Annotated in this window: 16 protein-coding genes; 8 read left to right on the top strand and 8 right to left on the bottom strand. The window is 74.6% G+C overall.

All coding sequences use genetic code 11. The features are described from left to right. Window positions 1-109: 109 nt before the first annotated feature. Entirely contained in the window at window positions 110-1,132 is a 1,023-nt protein-coding gene (ligD, locus tag ACIPW5_RS33190; RefSeq protein WP_401253047.1) for a non-homologous end-joining DNA ligase, read from the bottom strand. A gap of 75 nt (window positions 1,133-1,207) precedes the next feature. Between ligD and ACIPW5_RS33185 the strand changes: the two genes are divergently transcribed. After that, window positions 1,208-2,275, top strand: a complete 1,068-nt coding sequence (locus ACIPW5_RS33185) for an ATP-dependent DNA ligase (RefSeq protein ID WP_401253044.1) — start codon at window positions 1,208-1,210, stop codon at window positions 2,273-2,275. On the opposite strand, the gene ACIPW5_RS33180 is transcribed toward ACIPW5_RS33185, so the two are convergent. Further along, window positions 2,239-3,759, bottom strand: a complete 1,521-nt coding sequence (locus ACIPW5_RS33180) for an NAD(P)/FAD-dependent oxidoreductase (protein WP_401253041.1) — start codon at window positions 3,757-3,759, stop codon at window positions 2,239-2,241. The two genes, ACIPW5_RS33185 and ACIPW5_RS33180, sit on opposite strands and share 37 nt — an antisense overlap. A gap of 144 nt (window positions 3,760-3,903) precedes the next feature. Here ACIPW5_RS33180 and ACIPW5_RS33175 point away from each other — a divergent pair, with 144 nt between their 5' ends. Further along, on the top strand, window positions 3,904-4,419 hold the full coding sequence (locus ACIPW5_RS33175) for an NUDIX hydrolase (protein ID WP_401253038.1): 516 nt from the start codon (window positions 3,904-3,906) through the stop codon (window positions 4,417-4,419). On the opposite strand, the gene ACIPW5_RS33170 is transcribed toward ACIPW5_RS33175, so the two are convergent. From ACIPW5_RS33170 to ACIPW5_RS33160, 3 genes are all read right to left on the bottom strand, one after another. After that, entirely contained in the window at window positions 4,416-6,506 is a 2,091-nt protein-coding gene (locus ACIPW5_RS33170; protein ID WP_401253035.1) for a DHA2 family efflux MFS transporter permease subunit, read from the bottom strand. The two genes, ACIPW5_RS33175 and ACIPW5_RS33170, sit on opposite strands and share 4 nt — an antisense overlap. Before the next feature lie 51 nt (window positions 6,507-6,557). Continuing rightward, on the bottom strand, window positions 6,558-7,913 hold the full coding sequence (locus ACIPW5_RS33165; RefSeq protein WP_401253033.1) for a 6-phospho-beta-glucosidase: 1,356 nt from the start codon (window positions 7,911-7,913) through the stop codon (window positions 6,558-6,560). 238 nt (window positions 7,914-8,151) lie between these two features. Next, the gene (locus tag ACIPW5_RS33160) at window positions 8,152-9,024 is read right to left on the bottom strand and encodes a helix-turn-helix domain-containing protein (protein ID WP_401253030.1); all 873 of its coding nucleotides are present in this window, start codon (window positions 9,022-9,024) and stop codon (window positions 8,152-8,154) included. Between the two features lie 331 nt (window positions 9,025-9,355). On the opposite strand from ACIPW5_RS33160, the gene ACIPW5_RS33155 reads away from it, so the two are divergent. From ACIPW5_RS33155 to ACIPW5_RS33145, 3 genes are all read left to right on the top strand, one after another. Beyond that, on the top strand, window positions 9,356-10,024 hold the full coding sequence (locus tag ACIPW5_RS33155; protein ID WP_401253028.1) for a helix-turn-helix domain-containing protein: 669 nt from the start codon (window positions 9,356-9,358) through the stop codon (window positions 10,022-10,024). 64 nt (window positions 10,025-10,088) lie between these two features. After that, the gene (locus ACIPW5_RS33150; protein WP_401253025.1) at window positions 10,089-10,646 is read left to right on the top strand and encodes a toxin-antitoxin system, toxin component; all 558 of its coding nucleotides are present in this window, start codon (window positions 10,089-10,091) and stop codon (window positions 10,644-10,646) included. Then, entirely contained in the window at window positions 10,643-11,815 is a 1,173-nt protein-coding gene (locus ACIPW5_RS33145; RefSeq protein ID WP_401253023.1) for an MAB_1171c family putative transporter, read from the top strand. The genes ACIPW5_RS33150 and ACIPW5_RS33145 overlap by 4 nt, the downstream gene beginning before the upstream one ends. A 67-nt stretch (window positions 11,816-11,882) precedes the next feature. Here the strand turns inward: ACIPW5_RS33145 and ACIPW5_RS33140 are convergent, their stop codons facing one another. Together ACIPW5_RS33140 and ACIPW5_RS33135 are read right to left on the bottom strand one after the other, a co-directional pair. After that, entirely contained in the window at window positions 11,883-12,659 is a 777-nt protein-coding gene (locus ACIPW5_RS33140) for a hypothetical protein (RefSeq protein ID WP_401253020.1), read from the bottom strand. Between the two features lie 61 nt (window positions 12,660-12,720). After that, the gene (locus ACIPW5_RS33135; protein WP_401253018.1) at window positions 12,721-13,293 is read right to left on the bottom strand and encodes a hypothetical protein; all 573 of its coding nucleotides are present in this window, start codon (window positions 13,291-13,293) and stop codon (window positions 12,721-12,723) included. A 301-nt stretch (window positions 13,294-13,594) separates the two neighbouring features. On the opposite strand from ACIPW5_RS33135, the gene ACIPW5_RS33130 reads away from it, so the two are divergent. From ACIPW5_RS33130 to ACIPW5_RS33120, 3 genes are all read left to right on the top strand, one after another. After that, entirely contained in the window at window positions 13,595-15,121 is a 1,527-nt protein-coding gene (locus ACIPW5_RS33130) for a YfcC family protein (protein ID WP_401253060.1), read from the top strand. 66 nt (window positions 15,122-15,187) lie between these two features. Further along, window positions 15,188-16,486 (top strand): sensor histidine kinase, encoded by a 1,299-nt coding sequence (locus tag ACIPW5_RS33125; protein WP_401253017.1) that lies wholly within the window; start codon window positions 15,188-15,190, stop codon window positions 16,484-16,486. After that, a complete protein-coding gene (locus tag ACIPW5_RS33120) occupies window positions 16,474-17,130 on the top strand; it encodes a response regulator (protein ID WP_401253016.1) in 657 nt (218 codons plus the stop codon). The genes ACIPW5_RS33125 and ACIPW5_RS33120 overlap by 13 nt, the downstream gene beginning before the upstream one ends. 51 nt (window positions 17,131-17,181) lie before the next feature. On the opposite strand, the gene ACIPW5_RS33115 is transcribed toward ACIPW5_RS33120, so the two are convergent. Then, a complete protein-coding gene (locus ACIPW5_RS33115) occupies window positions 17,182-18,393 on the bottom strand; it encodes a glycosyltransferase 87 family protein (protein WP_401253013.1) in 1,212 nt (403 codons plus the stop codon). Window positions 18,394-18,421 lie beyond the last annotated feature (28 nt).

The following is an 18,421-nucleotide window of genomic DNA, read 5'->3' as shown; positions in this document are numbered from 1 at the left end:
CCCGCGTACTGGACGTACTTGGGCTTTCGCCCGGTGCGGCGAGAGTGCGTGCCGGGCGCCGCGGGGCAGGCGGGACTTTGCGGACACCCCCTAGGACCGGGGCCGGGTGTCAGTCCTCGTGTTTTGCCCGGCTCGGCTGGACCCGCTTCGGTTCGCCCGGCATCTTCGGGTAGTCCGGCGGGTACGGCATGTCGCCCAGGCCGTGTTCGTGTTCGTCCCGGTCCGCGAGTTCCAGTACGGGTTCCAGGCCGAAGGCGTGCTCGTCCATGTCGGCGTGCAGGTCGCCCAGTTCGGCGAAACGCGCCGGCATCGTCACGATGTCGAAGTCGCGGGGCTCCGCGTCGTCCACCTCGTCCCAGCGCAGCGGCGCCGACACCGGGGCGTGCGGGCGGGGGCGGACGGAGTACGCCGAGGCGATGGTCCGGTCGCGCGCCGTCTGGTTGTAGTCGACGAAGATCCGCTCGCCGCGCTCCTCCTTCCACCAGGCCGTGGTGACCTTGCCCGGCATCCGCCGTTCCAGCTCCCGGCCCAGGGCGATGGCGCAGCGGCGGACCTCGGTGAAGGTCCAGCGCGGTGCGATCGGGACGAACACGTGCAGGCCCCTGCCGCCCGAGGTCTTCGGCCAGCCGCGCAGCCCCAGCTCCTCCAGCAGCGCCCGCAGTTCGTGCGCCGCGCCCACCGCGTGGTGGTAGTCGGTGCCGGGCTGCGGGTCGAGGTCGATGCGGAGCTCGTCGGGCCGGTCGGTGTCCCCGCGGCGCACCGGCCAGGGGTGGAAGGTCAGACAGCCGAGGTTGGCGGCCCACAGGACGGCGGCCGGCTCGGTCGGGCAGATCTCGTCGGCCGTGCGGCCGCTGGGGAAGGCGATGTGCGCGGTGGGGATCCAGTCGGGCAGGTTCTTGGGGGCCCGCTTCTGGAAGAAGGACTCCCCCTCCACTCCGTCCGGGTACCGCTCCAGGGTGGTGGGGCGGTCGCGCAGGGCCCGGGTGATCCCGGGGGCGACGGCCAGGTAGTACTCGGCGACGTCCCGCTTGGTGAGGCCTCGCTCCGGGAAGTACACCTTGTCCGGGCTGGACAGGCGTACCGCCCGCCCGCCCGCGTCGAGCTCGATCGCACCACCCGCGCTACCGCCCATGGGCGCCACGGTAGGCGGGCCCGGGCGTACCCGCACACCGAGCGGGTCCGGACGTACCACCGCAGAATCCCTTGTATGGACCTGCCGGTGATGCCGCCCGTGAAGCCGATGCTCGCCAAGTCGGTGAGCCGGATCCCGCCGGGCATGCAGTACGAGGCCAAGTGGGACGGCTTCCGGGCGATCGTGTACCGCGACGGGGACGAGGTGGAGCTGGGCAGCCGCACCGGCAAGAGCCTGACCCGGTACTTCCCCGAGCTGGTGGCGGCGCTGAAGGAGAACCTGCCGGCCCGCTGCGTGGTCGACGGGGAGATCGTCGTCGTCCACGGCGGGCGGCTCGACTTCGACCGTCTCAGCGAGCGGATCCACCCCGCCGCCTCCCGGGTCGAGCTGCTCGCCGGGACGACGCCGGCCAGCTTCGTCGCCTTCGACCTGCTCGCGCTCGGCGACGAGTCCCTCCTCGACTCCCCGCTCGCCGCGCGCCGCAGCGCCCTCGTCCACGTCCTCTCCACGGCCCGGCCCCCCGTCCACCTCGCGCCCGCGACCACCGATCCCGTGCTCGCGCGGGAGTGGTTCGAGCGGTTCGAGGGCGCCGGGCTCGACGGGGTCGTCGCGAAACCCCTCGATCTCCCCTACCGGCCCGACGCCCGCCTCATGTTCAAGATCAAGCACGAGCGTACGGCCGATGTCGTCGTCGCCGGTTTCCGTTTCCACAAGAGCGGTCCGATCATCGGATCGCTGCTGCTCGGCCTGTACGACGGCCACGGCGCGCTCCAGCACGTGGGCGTCTGCGCCGCCTTCCCCATGAAGCGCCGGGCCGAACTCGTCGAGGAGCTGGCCCCCCTGCGCATGCCGGACCCGGCCGGCCATCCCTGGGCGGCCTGGGCCGAGGAGTCGGCCCACGAGAGCGCCCGGCTGCCCGGCGCCCAGAGCCGCTGGACGGGGAAGAAGGACCTGTCCTGGGTGCCGCTGCGCCCCGAGCGGGTCTGCGAGGTGCGTTACGACCACATGGAGGGCGACCGCTTCCGGCACACCGCGCAGTTCGCCCGCTGGCGCCCCGACCGTACGCCGGAGGGCTGTACGTACGCCCAGCTGGAGGAGGTCGTCGGCTACGACCTGGCCGAGGTGCTGGGCGGCACCGGCTGAACGCGCGGGCCGCTCCCGGCGGCGGTGAGCTCCTCCCATTCCGCCCGGTCCGGCCCCACCGCGTTCGGGGTCCAGTCCGGGCGGGCGGCGAGCCAGCGCGCCACCCTGGCCCGCAGCGCGGGGTCCGCGTAGGCCCGCTCGGGCGGCTCGGCCAGGTGCCGGACCCTGGCCCGGGCCCGCATCACCTCCGGGTCCTCCAGCGCGCACTCGAACAGCGCGGCCGCCTCCCGCGCCCGGTCTCCGGATCCGCCCGCCCCCGGTCCACCCGGCCCCCGTCCACCCGGCCCCGGTCCGCCCGCGCCCGCGCCCGCGGAACCGGCTCCCGCCGCGAGCCGCCCGCCCACCGCCGCGTCGGCCCCCACCTGGAGGTCGAACCACGGCTTCAGCGTCCGCAGCGCCCACCCGTGGTACCCGGCGGCGAAGCCGTAGGACCCCGGGTCCCGGTGGGCCGTCCGGGCCACCCGGTCGGCCGCCCACAGGGCGAGCGAAGTCCCCTGCCCCAGGGTGGGGTTGGTGTGGGTGAGGGCGTCGCCGACCGGCACCATGCCGGTAGCCACCGGGCCCCGCCCGTCGGCCAGGGGGCTCCACCGGTTGTCCAGGCCCGCAGTCGCCAGCACCCCCGACAGCGGTTCGGCGCCCAGCGCCAGCCAGGCCGCGCCGGGCGGGAAGGCCCGCGCGGCGGCCTCGAACACGCCCGGGTCGCGCAGCGCGGTACGCGTGGGGTCCGCGGTGTGCGCGAACACGGTGACGGCGAAGACCCGGTTGTCGGACGGGAAGACCGCGCAGCCCGCGAAGGCACCGCCGGTCACCGTCCACGGCCGGCGCGGCCCCTCGTCCGTCCCCTCGGGCAGCCGGTACCAGCGGCAGAAGTACGCCAGGCCCGTGCGGTGCCGCTCGACGGGGGCCGGCCGGCAGCCCGCGGCGGCCGCCAGACCGGCGGAGCCCCCGCGCCGGCCGGCCGCGTCCACCACGAGGTCGCCCGCGTGGGCACCGCCCGGGGTGGCCACCCCGGTGATCCTGACCCACGGCTCCGCCCCGACGCCTTCGGCCCTGGTCAGGGCGGTGACGGGCGCCCCGTACCGCACCACCACGCCCGGCTCCGCGCGCACGGCGGTGGCCAGCGCGCTCTCCAGGACGATCCTGCGGGCCTGGAGCATGACCAGGTCCTCGTCCCCCGGTCGCGCGGGCGGGCGTACGTCGAACCAGTCCAGTTCGTGCCGTTCCCGGGCGCCGAGCCGGAGCATCTCGGCGTGGACGTCGGGCAGTTCGGTGAGCAGCAGGGTGCGGGCGGCACCCAGCAGGACGTGCGGCTGGGCCGCCTGCGGGACGGCCGGGCGGTGCCAGCCGAAGAAGTCGCGGTCGAGGGCCGTGCCGGGGGCCCGGGTGTCGCGTTCGAGGACCTCGGCGGTGTGCCCCCGGCGGGCGGCGAGGAGGGCGGTGGCGAGTCCCGCGATCCCTCCGCCGATGACCAGCAGATGTGCCATGACGTCCCCCGAACCGGTGTCCCGTACGACGATCCGACCGCCCAGAGCCTGCACGTGCGGGCCCTGGCCGAAACTCGTACACCCGTCCGAGGGGCCGCCGCCCCGGCAGGACTGCCGCCCCGGCGCACCGGCGAGAATGACCGCATGGCCACCGCACACGAGAACACCTCCGGCTCCCCGGCCGCCGCCCGCGCCCTCCCCGCGGTCCACGCGACCGTCGGCGTCGGGCTGATCGTCCTCGGCCCCGACGGCCGGGTCCTGCTCGGCCAGGCCCACGACGGGAACTGGGAGCTGCCCGGCGGCAAGGTCGACCCCGGGGAGCGCTTCGAGGAGACCGCCGCCCGCGAGCTGGCCGAGGAGACCTCGCTGCGGACCGATCCCGGGGACGTCGAGCTGCTGGCCGTCCAGCTCCACGCGCGCCCCGAGCCGCCGACCCGGCTGACGGTGGCCGCCCTCACCCGTTCGGCCGCGGGCAGCCCGGCCGTCACCGAACCGCACAAGATCGCCCGCTGGCAGTGGTTCGTCCCGGAGGAGATCCCGGACGCCCTCTTCCCGCCCTCCGCGGGCGTCCTGCGCGCCTGGCGCCCCGACCTCACGGCGCTGCCGCCCGCCCCCTCGCACGACTACCCCGCCGGAACCGGAAGCACGGCGGCCGGCTAGGCCGTGCGCCGGGGCGCGAAGTTGCCCTCGCCCAGGTCCTCGGCCAGCAGCCGCTTGGCGATCGCGTCCGCCGCCGCCCGCAGCTCCTCGCTGCGCGGCCGGCCGCGGTCCTGCTCCAGCCGGTCGCCCAGCCAGTCCGCCCAGGCCCGCGAGATCACCGCGGCTTCGCGCTCGCCCGCCCGGGTGTGGGCGAAGTAGCCGTTCTGCCGGGTCAGGAAGCCCTCCTCCACCATCCGGTCGAAGACCGGCAGCAGCACCTCCGGCGGCAGCGACAGCCGGGACCCGATCAGCCCCAGGCTGGCGTGCCCCACGGTCCGGGTCATCAGGTCCACCTGCATGACCGCCCACGCCCCCGCGATGTCGAGGCGCGTGTCGGAGGCGTCGACGATGGCCCGCGCCGTGTCGGGCCCCATGTTCCGCACGAGCTTGCCGACCGCCAGCTCCAGCAGCTTGGCGGAGTCCCCCGAGGCCGTCGCCGGGGAGGCGAAGCCGTCGCCCATGTCGGTCGAGCCGGCCCGGGCGCTGTCGCGCAGCGGGACCTGCTTGAGGAAGAGCGCGACGACGAAGCCGACGACCGCCACCGGCACGGTCCACAGGAACACCGTGTGCAGGGCGTCGGCGTACGCGTCGATGATCGGGCCCGCCGCGGCCGGGTCGAGCCCGTGCACCCCCTGCGGGCTCTGCGCGGCGGCGCTCAGGCTCGCCGGGTCGGCGCCGGTGGCCCGGGCGGCCTCGGCGACCCCGGCCCGCAGTCGGGGCTCCAGGCTGTTGGCGTAGATCGTCCCGAAGACGGCGGTCCCGAAGGCGCTGCCGAGCGTACGGAAGAAGGTGACCCCGGAGGTCGCCGTGCCGAGGTCGGCGTAGTCCACGGTGTTCTGCACGGCGATGGTGAGCACCTGCATGCACAGGCCGATGCCGGAGCCGAGGACGAACATGTACAGCGACTCCAGCCAGGGGCCGGTGCCGGGTCCCATCCGCGACAGCAGGTAGAGGCCGACGGCCATCACCGCGCAGCCGACGATCGGGTAGATCCGGTACCGGCCGGTCTTGGAGGTGGCGTTGCCGCTGTAGACGGACGCGATCAGCAGGCCGATGACCAGCGGCAGGGTCCGTACGCCGGACAGGGTGGCCGAGTCCCCGTCCACGTACTGGAGGTACGTGGGCAGGAAGGTCATCGCGCCGAGCATGGCGAAGCCGACGACGAAGCTGAGGACCGAGCACACCGTGAAGACGGGGTTGCGGAAGAGCCGCATGGGCAGCATCGGTTCGGCCGCCCGGGTCTCCACCAGGCAGAACAGGGCGAGGGCGAGCGCGCCGCCCGCGAAGAGGCCGATGATCGTCGGCGAACTCCAGGCGTACTCGTTGCCGCCCCAGCTGGTCGCCAGGATCAGGGCGCTCGATCCGGCGGCGACCAGGGCGATGCCGAGGTAGTCGATGACGGGGCGGCCGGCGGCGCGTACCGAGGGGATGGTGCGGGCGGCGGCCACGACGACGAGGACGGCGATGGGGACGTTGACGTAGAAGGCCCAGCGCCAGCTGAGGTGGTCGGTGAACAGGCCGCCCAGCAGGGGCCCGATGACGGTGGCGACGCCGAAGACGGCGCCGATCGCGCCCTGGTACTTGCCGCGTTCGCGCAGCGGTACCACGTCGGCGATCAGGGCCATGGAGGTGACCATCAGGCCGCCCGCGCCGATGCCCTGGAGGCCCCGCCACAGGATGAGCATGGTCATGTTGCCGGCGAGGCCACAGAGGAAGGAGCCGGTGATGAAGATGACGGCGGAGATCTGGAAGATGATCTTCCGGCCGAAGAGGTCGCCGAACTTGCCGACCAGGACCGTGGCGACGGTCTCCGCGAGCAGGTAGGCGGTGACCACCCAGGCCATGTGGGCCGCGCCGCCGAGGTCCGCGACGATGGTGGGCAGGGCGGTGCCCACGATCGTCTGGTCGAGCGCGGCCAGCAGCACGCCCAGCATGATCGTGCCGAAGACGACGTTGCGCCGCCGCCGGTCCAGCACGGGGGGCGGCGCGGCGACGGCGGGGGCAGTGGTCACATCTCGCACTCTCACAGCGCCCCCACCGCACCGCATGCCGCAAGCCGCCGTCCGGGTGAAACCCGGGCCGGCCCGGGGTGACGGGCGTCAGCGCAGGTGGGCCAGGCCCGGGTGCTCCGCCGCGTAGCCGTCGAGCAGCCGCCTGGCCACCGACACCGAGTCCACCAGCGGGTGCAGTGCGAAGGCCTTGACGGCGTCCGCCCGCGAGCCGCTGGCGGCGGCGGCCAGCACCGCCCGCTCCGCCGCCTTCACCGAGGTGACCAGCCCGACCGCGTGCAGCGGCAGCGGGGCCGCCGACACCGGGTGGGCGCCGTTCGCGTCGACCAGGCAGGGCACCTCGACGACCGCCTCCGCGTCGAGGACGGACAGGGTCGAGCCGTTGCGGACGTTGAGGATCAGGGTGGCCCGCTCGTCGCGGGCGATGGCCCGCATCAGGGCGAGGGCGACCTTCTCGTAGCCGCCGGACTCCAGGTCGCTCGCCTCCCGCTCCCCGACCCCCGCCACCTCGCGGTTCTCCGACATGTACGTGGCCTCGCGCTCGGCCCGGGTCCGGTCCCAGGCGGCCAGCGCCGCCCCGGCGCCCTGCCCCGGCCGGCCGGCCTCGGCGTAGAAGCCGCGCTGCTGGTCGCGCAGGAAGGCACCGCGGGTCTGCTTCGCCTCCTGGTAGGCCCGTACCGTGTCGCGGTTGAAGTAGTAGTAGTGCAGGTACTCGTTGGGGATCGCGCCGAGGGACTGCAGCCAGTCGGCGCCGAAGAGGCGTCCCTCCTCGAAGGACTCCAGGGCCTCGGCGTCGGCCAGCAGCCGGGGCAGTTCGTCACGCCCGCCGATCCGCAGGCCGCGCACCCAGCCCAGGTGGTTGAGGCCGACGTAGTCGATCCAGGCCTCGCCGGGCCGGGCGCCGAGCAGCCGGGCGATCCGGCGGCCGAGTCCGACGGGCGAGTCGCAGATGCCGATGACCCGGTCGCCCAGTTCCTCGGCCATGGCCTCGGTGACCACTCCGGCGGGGTTGGTGAAGTTGATGACCCAGGCGTCCGGGGCGGTGCGGGCGATCCGGCGCGCGATCTCCCGGGCCACCGGGACCGTCCGCAGGCCGTACGCGATCCCGCCCGCGCCCACGGTCTCCTGGCCCAGCACACCCTCGGCCAGGGCGATCCGCTCGTCGGCGGCGCGCCCTTCGAGGCCTCCGACGCGGATGGCGGAGAAGACGAAGTCGGCCCCGCGCAGGGCCTCGTCCAGGTCCCCGGTGGCGGTGACGGCCGGGGCGTCCGCCGCTCCGGAGGCCGCGGCCTGGCCGGCGAGGACCCGGGCCATGGCCGTGAGCCGGGCGGGGTCCTCGTCGTAGAGCGTCACGTGGGACACCCGGCCCCCGGCGCGGTCTCCCAGCAGGGCTCCGTAGACGAGCGGGACGCGGAATCCGCCCCCGCCGAGGATGGTCAACCGCATGCCCGTGTCCGCCTTCCGCCGTCGTGGCCGCTGCCACGGCCCGGGGCTGCCCCGGGCACGGGCGAAGCCACGGCTCCGGCGACGCCGTCGGGATGCCACGGTCCGTGGCATCCGCGGAATGTCGCGGATCGTGGCATCCGCACGGAACGAACCAGGCGGTCGGTACGGCTCGGTGCCGCCGACCCCGCCCGGCACGGGCCGTGGCGCGCGCTTCAGGGGACCAGTCTCCCCCGCGGCGTCACTCCCCCAGCGGCGGCACGGCCCGCAGACGCGCGCCCTGCTGCTGCGGGAAGCCCGCTCCGCCGCGCACCGGACCGGCCGGCAGGCCCTGCGGGGCCGAGAGCACGAGGGTGATCCGGGTGAGGCCCATGCCCTCCAGCATTCGGCTTGATTCCGCCACCATCCGGCACCGCACCAGACCCCAACCGGGGTCGGGGTGGCGCACCGTGCGGACCGCGCCGTCCAGTTCGGCGGCGGCCTCCCCGTGGGTGGTCAGCCAGTGCGGGACCCCGTAGCGGTAGGCGGCCTCCATGAAGGGGTCACGGGCCACCTCCTGACGGATGCTCCGCAGCCCCTCGTCCTCCGGGGCCTCGGCCAGGGCGGTCGCGAACCGGGCCAGCAGCGGTACGCACCAGGCCGGTTCGTGGTCCTCCAGCACGGCCGCGGCGTCCGGGTGGAACAGCACGAAGCGCAGGAAGTTGTCGTCCGGCAGGGCCGTCGGGTGGGGGCGGACCGACTGGAACAGCCGGTCGAAGGCCGAATTGGTGAGGGCGACGTCCCAGCGGTGGTCCACCAGGAAGCTCGGGTAGGGCACGGCCTCCATGAGGGCCGCGTAGTCGACCAGGTAATCGCGCTGGGCCGGATCCTGGGGCAGCCGGCTCTCCTCGGCCGCCCGCCAGGTGGGCGGCGGGTCCCGGTCGACCATGACCCTGAACAGCCAGAAGCACTGCCGCTCGCTCATCTCCAAGGCCTCGGCCAGGGCGAGGAGTTTGCGGTCCGTCCACTCCTTGACGAGCCCGCGTTCCCAGTTTCCGTACGCGCGCACGCTGATGCGCAACCGCGACGCGACGTCCTCCTGGCTCAGGCCCAGTTCTTCGCGGCGCTGGCGCAAAATCTCCTTGCGCCGCTCCGACCGCACTGCGCCGCGGGGCTCCTCGCCCGCCAGGCGCTCCTCACCGGCTCGGACGAGGCCATCAGACGGGCCCACCGCTGCGAGATGTGGCACCGAGAGCTCCCCCTCCTCAACGGTCTGGATCTTCATTTCCGTGTGGCGATCCTGCTACCGACTTCATTCGAGTGTCAACTATTGTGGCAATTCCAGCCGAGCGACAGCTCATTCCCGCCACAGCTGTGGCAAGTTCTGGCTCTCCCAAAACAAACCGGATAGATTTCTCTAGGCCGACCCCGTGCCCATGACCTCGCGCGATCTAGGAGAACCACTGGTGACAGACGGCTTCCCGGCTCCCGTCGCGGTGGCCAACGCGCCCCTGGCAGCGACCGTCACGCGGGTCGCCGAACTGGCGAACAAAATGGGCCGCGACCCGAACCAGGTCTTCGACCTCCGCCGCCTCTCCGAGGCCTCCGGGGTTCCCACCGATGTGATCAGGACCCTGCTCGACGGCCGGCGGGCCGGCGAACCCGACCTGCAGACGCGTTTCCTCCAGCGCCTGGACCTGCTCCGGCGGACCCGGGTCAAACCCAACGGCCGCCGCTACACCCAGCAGGAGATCGCCGACGGCGCCGGAATGTCCCGGCAGCAGGCCGGCGCCCTGATCAACGGCGACCGGCGGCCCACCATGGAGCACTGCGACGCCATCCAGCGGTTCTTCGGCGTACACGCGGGCTTCCTCACCGCCCATGACGCCGACGCCCTCACGGACGCCCTCCAGCGCACCGAGCAGCAGCTGCTCCAGGACTTCGCGGGGCGCGAGCGGCAGACCGTACCGGCAGAGGCGGCTTCGACGGGCGATCCGCTGGCAAGACTCCTGCAGAACCACGGCGTACGGGGCATCGCCTGGCGCGCCGCCCAACTGCCCAGCGACAAGCACCGGGACAAGGTGACCGAATGGCTGGACATGCTTCTCGAAAGCGTCAAACCGAACGAATCATGACCCAGTCGAAAGTCTGGATCTGATCCTTGAGTCCTGATCCGGATCCGCGCCGACGGGGAGAACGGTGAGCATAGGCAGAGCGCAGCGGCGGTTGTGCGCGGAGCTGGTGTCCGGCATCAAGCTGGCCGCGCCCGTGGAACCGCTGGACCTCTACGCCGCCCTCTGCGAGGGCATGAGCAGGCACCGCGGCCGCCCGGTGGAGTTCCGGATGGCCGCGTTCCCGCAGGGGACCGCGAGCGGCCTCTGGCTCGACATGGCGGACCGGGACCTGGTGGTCATCGAGGAGCGCACGGCACCCGACCACCAGCTCGTGATCCTGGGCCACGAGCTGTGGCACATGAAGGCCGGCCACTGCAGCCACCACGTCGACGGGGCCGCCGTCGCCGCCCGCCTGCTGACCGACGCCACCGATCTCGGCGAGACCGTCCGCAGCGTCGCCGCCCGCACCCGGGCCGACGTCCAGGAGGAGACGGAGGCCGAGAGCTTCGGGCTCCTGCTGGGCAGCCGCTGTCGCACCTGGCTGGCCGGATCCGCGGGCCACCGGCCACCGGCCCAGCGGGACGAGCTGGCCGGCCGGATCGAGACCTCGCTCGGCTACCGGGGGCGCAGGAACGACCGTTGAGCGGACCGGACTACTACATCCCGGCGGCCGCGATGGCAGTGGCCCTCGTGTGCAAGCTGCCGGCGCTGCGCGCCAACGGCCGCGATCCGCTCCTGCGGTCCGTCTTCGTCCTGCTCCTCCTCGGCGGCTCGGTCTTCACCTTCGCCGCCCCGCCCACCATCGCCGCCGTCAACCGCTGGACCGGCGTGCCCAACGTCTCCGCCCCGCTCGTCTACTGCCTGATGACCGCCTTCAGCGCCTCCTGCCTCGTCCTGATGTTCAACTGGCGCGGCGGCCCGGCCGAGGAGATCCGGCGCACCTCGCAGCGCTGGATCGCGGGCTACTCCGTGGTCGTCGTGGCGATCGTCGTCCTGTTCGCCCTCGGCGACGCCCCGGTCGAGCGGCTGCGGGACTTCGACACCTACTACGCGAACACGCCCTACATCCGGCTGATGATCGCGGCCTACCTGCTGGCGCACAACGCCGCCGTGCTGATGATGGTGTCGATGTGCTGGCGCTGGTCCCTGCGGGTCCGCGGCTGGCTCCGCACCGGGCTGGTGATCATCGTCGCCGGGTACACCATCAGCCTCGCCTACGACGCGTCCAAGATGTCCGCCGTGGCCGCCCGCTGGCTGGGCCACGACCTGGACTACCTGAGCACCTACCTCGCCCCGCCGCTGGCCGCCTTCGCCGCGCTCGTCAGCTCCGTGGGCTTCGTGCTGCCGCTGGTGTGCCAGCGGGTGTCGGACAGCTGGCGCACCTGGAGCACCTACCGCCACCTCGGGGCGCTGTGGCACGAGGTGCAGAGCACCGTGCCCGTCGGCACGCCCTGCGTACGGATGTCCTGGTGGTCCCCGGCCGCGATCCGGGTGATCCAGCGGGAGTCCGACATCCACGACGGCTTCCTGCGCCTGGGCCCCGCCTTCGACCGGCGCCACCGCGACGCCGCCTACGAGCACGCCCTGGCGGCCGGGGCGGACGAGGAGACGGCCCGCGCCGTCGCGGACGCGGCGATGGTGGTGGCCGCCGTACGGGCCAGTGCCGCCGACCCGGAGGGGTCCGGGGCCGGCGACGGGGAGCGGGTGCCGCTGCTGGCCGACGGGCCGCGCGACCTCGTACGGATCTCGCAGGCCCTGCGGCACTCCCCGCTCGTGGCCGCCGTGCGGCGGCAGGCGGCCCCGGCGGGCTGAGGCCGCCCGGACCCGGCCGCCACGGCCGCCCGGCCCGGCGGATGCCCGGCCGCCGCGGACGCCCGGCTCAGCGGGAGGCCGTCACCGACAGGGCCGGGAACAGGTCCTGGAAGGGCCCGGCGGAGTCGGTCCCTTCCCGCCCGTAGGGGGCGTCGAAGCTCCACACCATGAACAGCAGGAACACGATCAGCGCGCTGAACAGCCCGGCCAGCAGCAGCTCGCGGCCCGAACGCCGGATCTGCAGGGTGAAGATCAGCCCGATGGTGACGAGACCGCCGACCACCAGCCCGAACCAGACCACGCTCGGCAGGGTGGACTCGTCGCTCTGCGTCCGCGAGTGCCGGGCGTCGTCGGCGGCCGCGATGTGGTCGAGCAGCGGCTGGTAGGCCTGCGCCTGGAGCTCGTTGGCGGGGCTCTGGTGGGTGACGTCGGTGCGCAGCTTGCCGAGCAGCTGCGCCCCCTCGGCGGAGGCGTCCTGGCCGGAGACCAGCCGCGGCCAGTCCACGCTGACGGTGTGGGCGACGTACGCGTCCACCTCTCCGCGGATCCGGTCGCGGACGGGCCCGGGGTAGACGTCGGCCCGCTGGGTGACCTCGTACAGCGACTGGGCCTCGCGGCGGACGCTGTCCTCGGCCGCGCCGCGCGCCTCCCAGACGCCCGCGATGGCCAGGCCGAGGACGATCGCGTAGACCACGCCGACCATCATCGTCATGTACTCGATGACGTCGGGGGTTTCGCTGGTGTCCTCGTCGTCCGCGACCCGGCGGTGCCGGACCACGGTCATGGCGAGGACGAGGGCGCAGACGAGCGCCATGGCGATGGCCAGCACCAGCCATTCGGACACGAGGGATCTCCCGTTCGTGGGTACGTGGGTGCGCGGATGCGCGAGGGGGTGCCCGGGGGCGTCAGCTCCGGCTCTTGGAGCGGGGGCGCAGCGCGGCGGCGGCCAGCACGGCCGGGGTGGTCATGACCACCATCAGCATCATGGTGCTCAGTCCGTCCGGGCCGCGCCGCGCCAGGGCCGCCGAGTGGTACGGGCGTACGTGGAACCTGCTCACCCGTTCGACGGCGGCTGCGGGCCCGGGCGGGGCGGGGGCACCGGCCGCGGCCGGCTCCGGCTCCGCGGCCGCCGCCGGCGGGGCCCCCGGCGGCTGCGCCGGCCCGCCCGGCGCCGCCGCCCCGGGCGCGGGCCGCTCCGCCAGCCCCGGCGCGGTGCCGGGGTGGCGCACCGTGGGCCGGACCGCGCCGGGCACCGTCAGCCGCACGGGCGGCCCCGCCGACGGGGTACCGGGCCGGGCCACGGGCGGGGGCGGCAGGACGGGCAGCCGTACGGTGGGCGGCTTCGACGGCCCGCCCGGCACGCACACGTCGACCCGGGCCCCGCGGCCGTGGCCGTCGCCCGCGACGGTCACGTGGCCGTGCAGCGGGCAGAGGGCGGCCACCAGCCCCGCCCCGGCGAAGTACTGCCAAGCCGTCACCGCGGTCCTCCCGATCCGGCAGCCGACATGAGGGTCACGCCTGAAGAAACGATCAAGGCCCGGCTTCGGACACGCGCCGGACACGTCAAGATCCCTGTGCGAGGGCTCAGTTCGCCCGTGTGCGGCACCCCGCCGGGACCGGGGGGCGGCGGACCCTCACCCGCGCGGCCCACCCCACCACGGCGCCCGTCGCCCGCCCGGCCGATGATCGGAGCAACGGGCGGCAGAGGGACGGTGGCGCGTGGCAGCAGACGATCGGACCCCTTCCGCGCAGCCGGAGCCGGATCCCCGGCCGGCCCCCGTGCCCGAGCCCGGCCCGGAGCCCGAGCCCGAGCCGCCCGCCCCCGCGCAGGGGTTCCGCTTCCCCAGCGCGCTGACCGTCCTGGCCCTGGTCACGGTCGCCGTCTGGCTGCTGGCCTTCCTCGTCCCGGCCGGGCTGTACGACCGGAGCGACAGCGGTGCGCCCGTCGCCGGCACCTACCACCGGGTCGCGGACAGCCGGAGCCTCACCGACCGGCTGAACGACCTCTTCCTCGCCCCCGTCAACGGCCTCTACGGCATCCAGGACACCGTCACCGGCGAGGTGGGCCCGGGGTTCACCGGCGCCCTGTACGGCAGCGCGGGCGTCTTCCTGTTCGTGCTCGCCATCGGCGCCTTCATCACCGTCGTGTTCGCCACCGGGGCGCTGGACCGGGGCATCGCCCGCCTGGCACACCGGCTGCGCGACCGCGGAGCCCTGCTGATCGCCGCAGTGATGGTGGTCTTCTCGGTCCTCGGCACCGTCGAGGGCTTCGCGGAGGAGACCCTCGGCTTCTACGGCCTGCTGGTGCCGATGATGCTGGCGCTGGGCTACGACCGGCTCGTCGCGGCCGGGTCCGCCATCCTGGGTGCGGGCATCGGCGTGCTGTGCTCCACCGTCAACCCCTTCGCCACGGGCGTGGCCTCCTCGGCCGCGGACATCTCCCTCGGCGACGGCATCCTGCTGCGCTCCGTCATGTGGGTGGTGCTGACGGCCGTCACCGTGCTGTACGTCGTCCGCTACGCGCGGCGGGTCCAGCGGGACCCGGAGAAGTCCCTGTGCGGGTTCCTGCCGGGCGACCTGACACGGAGGGCGGCCGCCGACGCCGACGTCGAGCCGCAGCTGACCCGGCTGCACCGGGCCGTACTGGTGCTGCTCGTCCTGGTCTTCGCCTTCATGATCTTCTCGGTGGTGCCCTGGTCGAGCGCCCTCACCGGGAAGGCCGACGCCGCTCCGTACCCGTGGGAGCTGGACTGGTCCTTCCCCCAGCTGTCCGCGCTGTTCCTGTGCGCCGCGGTGCTGGTGGGGCTGGTGGCGCGGATGGGAGAGGCGAAGCTCAGCTCGACGATCATCCAGGGCGCCGCCGACTTCGTCTCCCCCGCCCTGGTCATCATGCTGGCGCGCGGGGTCACCGTGATCATGAACAACTCGAAGATCACCGACACCGTCCTGCACTCCATCGAGGGGGTCGTCGAAGGGACCTCGGCCGGCCTCTTCGCGGTGATCGTCTTCGTGGTCAACCTCCCGCTGGCCTTCCTGATCCCCTCCACCTCCGGCCACGCCACCCTCGCGATGCCCATCCTGGCCCCGCTCGCCGACTTCGCCGGGGTCTCCCGGGCGCTGGTGGTGACGGCCTGGCAGTCGGCCAGCGGCTGGATGAACCTCTGGGTCCCCACGACGGCCGTCACCATCGGCGGCGTCGCCCTGGCCAAGGTCGGCTACGACAAGTACCTCCGCTTCGTCTGGCCGCTGCTGGCGATCCTGTTCGTGCTGATCTGCGGCTTCCTGGTGGCGGGCGCGACCATGTGACGGCCCGTGGGCCCGGCTCGGGGGCACCGACGCCCGGCACCCGGGCCCGCCACCTAGGCTTTCGGCATGTCCGCATCCATACCCCCCTCCCCCGCCCCGCCCGTCGCCGCCTGGCGGGCGATGCGGCGGCTGCGGTTCCTCGTCTCGTGGTGGCCCTGGCGGTGCTGGGCGTACCTCGGGGGCGGGTTCCCGCTCGGGTACGGGGTGCTGGTCGCGCTGGCGCTGCTCGTCGGGCTCGGGGTGCTGCTCGCGGTGGCCGGGATCGGGCTGCTGCTGCTGGTCGCCGCCCTGGCGGGCGCGGTGCCGCTCGGGGAGCTGGAACGGCGCCGGCTGCGGTGGGTGGAGCCGGAGCCCGTGGCCGGCCCGCACACCTCGCTGGCCGGGGCCGGCCCGGCCGCCTGGCTGCGGACGCGGCTGCGCGAGCGCGCCACCTGGCGGGAGTTCGGGTACGCCGCCCTGCTCGGGGTGGTCTTCGCCGCGGCCGGGTTCGGGGTGCTGGCGCTGCTGGCATTCTCGCTGATGCTGGTGGCCTCCCCCGTCATCGTGTGGGCGCTCGCGCCGGAACCGGTGATGCTGGTGCCCGGCGAGGCGGTGGCCGGGCCGCTGGAGGCGCTGGGCGGGACCGCCGTGGGCCTGGCCGGGCTGGTGCTGACCGCGTACGCGGGGGCGCTGATCGCCGGGGCCCAGGTCGCGTGCGCCCGGCTGCTGCTCGGCCCGCGCGCGGAGGACGACCGGGTCCTGGAGCTGACCCGCTCGCGCGTCCGGCTGGTCGAAGCCTTCGAAGCCGAACGGCGGCGCATCGAGCGGGACCTGCACGACGGGGCCCAGCAGCAGCTGGTGGCCCTCAGCATGACCCTGGGCATGGCCGAACTACGCCTGCGCGGACACCCGGAGGCGGCCGACGCGGCCGCACTGGTGAGCCGGGGCCGCGAGGAGGCCCGGCTGGCCCTCGCCCAACTGCGCGACCTCGTCCGGGGGATCCACCCCCAGGTGCTCACCGACCACGGGTTCGCGGCGGCGGTCGCCGAGGTGGCCCTGCGCCATCCCGTTCCGGTCACGGTGGACATGGAGCTGCCCCGGCTGCCCGAACCCGTCGAGGTCACCGCGTACTTCACCGTCGCCGAGGCGCTCGCCAACGCGGCCAAGCACAGCGGTGCCTCGCGGGTCGGCGTCGCCGGTAGGGTCGAGGGCGACCGGCTCACCCTCACCATCACCGACGACGGCCGCGGCGGGGCCGATCCCGGCGCGGGGGCGGGCCTGGCGGGTCTCGCGGACAGGGTGGCGATGTTGCAGGGCAGGCTGACGGTGTCCAGTCCGGTGGGCGGTCCGACCGAACTCAGGGTGGAGGTCCCGTGCTCCGGGTGATCCTGGCCGAGGACTCCGTGCTGCTGCGGGCCGGCCTGACGGAACTGCTGGCCCTGGGCGGCCACCGGGTGCTCGCCGCCGTCGGCGACGCCCCCGCCCTGCTGCGGGCCGTGGCCGCCGAGCGGCCCGACGTGGTCGTCACGGACGTGCGGATGCCGCCCGGCCTGCGCGACGAGGGGCTGCGGGCCGCCCTGGAACTGCGGTCCGCCGACCCGTCCCTGCCGGTCCTGGTGCTGTCGCAGTACGTGGCCACGGCGTACGCGACCCAGCTCTTCACCGGCGGATCGGCCGCCGGACTCGGCTACCTCCTGAAGGACCGGGTCGGGGACGTGACCGAATTCCTCGACGCGCTGCGCCGGGTGCACGAGGGGCAGACGGTCATCGACCCCGAGGTGGTCCGGGTCCTGCTCGCCCCGAGGCCCGCGAACGAGCCGCTGGCCCGCCTCACCCCGCGCGAGCGGGAGGTGCTCGCGCTGATGGCGGAGGGCCTCAACAACCAGGCCCTCGCGGCCCGCCTGTTCATCACCGAGGCCTCCGTCGTCAAGCACGCCGGCAGCATCTTCACCAAGCTGGACCTGGACCCGACGGAGGGCAACCGGCGGGTCCTCGCCGTACTGGCCCACATGCGCGGCACCGCTGCCTAGCGCACGAGGCGCCGGCGGACCCCGAGCGGATGCAGCCGCTCCACACGGGGGTCACCGGCCGGGTGACGCGGTACGAGGGGACCCGCCGACCCCCTCGCGGGAGCGCAGCACGATCCGGGAGGCGGCCGGGCCCGCCGGGGCCGCCGACCGGGCCCAGGCCACCAGCAGCAGCGGCAGCGCCAGGTAGCCGAAGCGGCCCGCCGGGGCCAGCAGGAACGCCAGGGTCAGCCCGAGCGCGAGCCGGTCGGCCGCGGCCACCACGGTGCGCGGCGGACGCACCAGCAGCGAGAGCGCCACCCCCAGCCCGCCGGCCATCAGCAGACCCACCGCCAGGTGCCAGCCCCACGGCCCGAGTTCCGCCAGCAGACGGCCCGGCAGCGGGCTGCTCGCCGGGGTCGGCACCTCGGCCCGCCCGGTCGGGAAGGCGAACACCTGCCGCCACAGCTCCCCCGGCTGGAGCAGCAGGCCCGGCACCACCAGGGCCGCCGTCCCCAGCAGCGTCACCAGCGCGCACCGCAGCGCCGCCCGCCGGCCCCGGCACGCCGCGAGGAGGGCCAGCACCACCGCCACCGCGGGCAGCGCCGTCCACTTGAGGGCGCACGCCGCGGCCAGGGCCGCCCCGGAGGCCGCCGGGCGGCCGGAGGCGGCCGCCGCGAGGGCCAGGCAGCACAGCCCCGCCAGCGGCAGGTCCACCCCGCTCACCGCGAGCGGGAGCGCCACGACCGGCGAGGCCACCAGGGCCGGGAGCAGCGGGGAGGGGGCGGCGCCCAGCAGGCGGCGGCCCGCCCGCATCCCGCCGAACAGGGCGGCCGCGCACCACAGCCGGGCGTCGCCCAGCAGCCGTACCGCCCACTCGTGCCCGTCTCCGAAGGCGCCGCCGAGCAGGGCGCGCGGGATGCCCAGGAGGGCCATGCCGGGGAGGTAGGGGGTGTACTCCTCGACCCCGGCGGGCCGGTCCACGTAAAGCCTTCCGGTCTCCAGCAGGAGCCGCCCGGACCGTTCGATGACGCCGACCTCGGACTGCCCCTGCCCGGTGAGCACCAGGTACAGCAGCGGTACGGCCACCGCCCCGGCCAGGGCGGCGGCGAGCGCTTCCCGGCGCCGGCCGAGGGCGGTGGCGGCCGCGGCGGCGAGGTATCCGGCGGCCGCGCACCAGCCCCACAGGCGGTGCGGGGCCAGCGAGGAGAACAGCGGGAAGGACAGCGCCCAGGCGGCGGCGAGCAGCCAGCCGGCCGTCCACCGGGCGGTACGGGAAGGGGTCATGGACCCATTCCAGCCGTGCGGCCCCGGC

The organism is Streptomyces sp. NPDC090077 (assembly GCF_044747545.1).
Lineage (GTDB): Bacteria > Actinomycetota > Actinomycetes > Streptomycetales > Streptomycetaceae > Streptomyces.
This window is presented reverse-complemented; position numbering and strand designations above follow the sequence as displayed.

What these genes read in the sequence shown, in the direction of transcription:
- ACIPW5_RS33115 (WP_401253013.1), bottom strand. Translation starts at nt 18,393, where the DNA reads ATGACCCCTTCCCGTACCGCCCGGTGGACGGCCGGCTGGCTGCTCGCC.
- ACIPW5_RS33125 (WP_401253017.1), top strand. Translation starts at nt 15,188, where the DNA reads ATGTCCGCATCCATACCCCCCTCCCCCGCCCCGCCCGTCGCCGCCTGG.
- ACIPW5_RS33165 (WP_401253033.1), bottom strand. Translation starts at nt 7,913, where the DNA reads ATGCGGTTGACCATCCTCGGCGGGGGCGGATTCCGCGTCCCGCTCGTC.
- ACIPW5_RS33175 (WP_401253038.1), top strand. Translation starts at nt 3,904, where the DNA reads ATGGCCACCGCACACGAGAACACCTCCGGCTCCCCGGCCGCCGCCCGC.
- ACIPW5_RS33180 (WP_401253041.1), bottom strand. Translation starts at nt 3,759, where the DNA reads ATGGCACATCTGCTGGTCATCGGCGGAGGGATCGCGGGACTCGCCACC.
- ACIPW5_RS33170 (WP_401253035.1), bottom strand. Translation starts at nt 6,506, where the DNA reads ATGCGGTGCGGTGGGGGCGCTGTGAGAGTGCGAGATGTGACCACTGCC.
- ACIPW5_RS33185 (WP_401253044.1), top strand. Translation starts at nt 1,208, where the DNA reads ATGGACCTGCCGGTGATGCCGCCCGTGAAGCCGATGCTCGCCAAGTCG.
- ligD (WP_401253047.1), bottom strand. Translation starts at nt 1,132, where the DNA reads ATGGGCGGTAGCGCGGGTGGTGCGATCGAGCTCGACGCGGGCGGGCGG.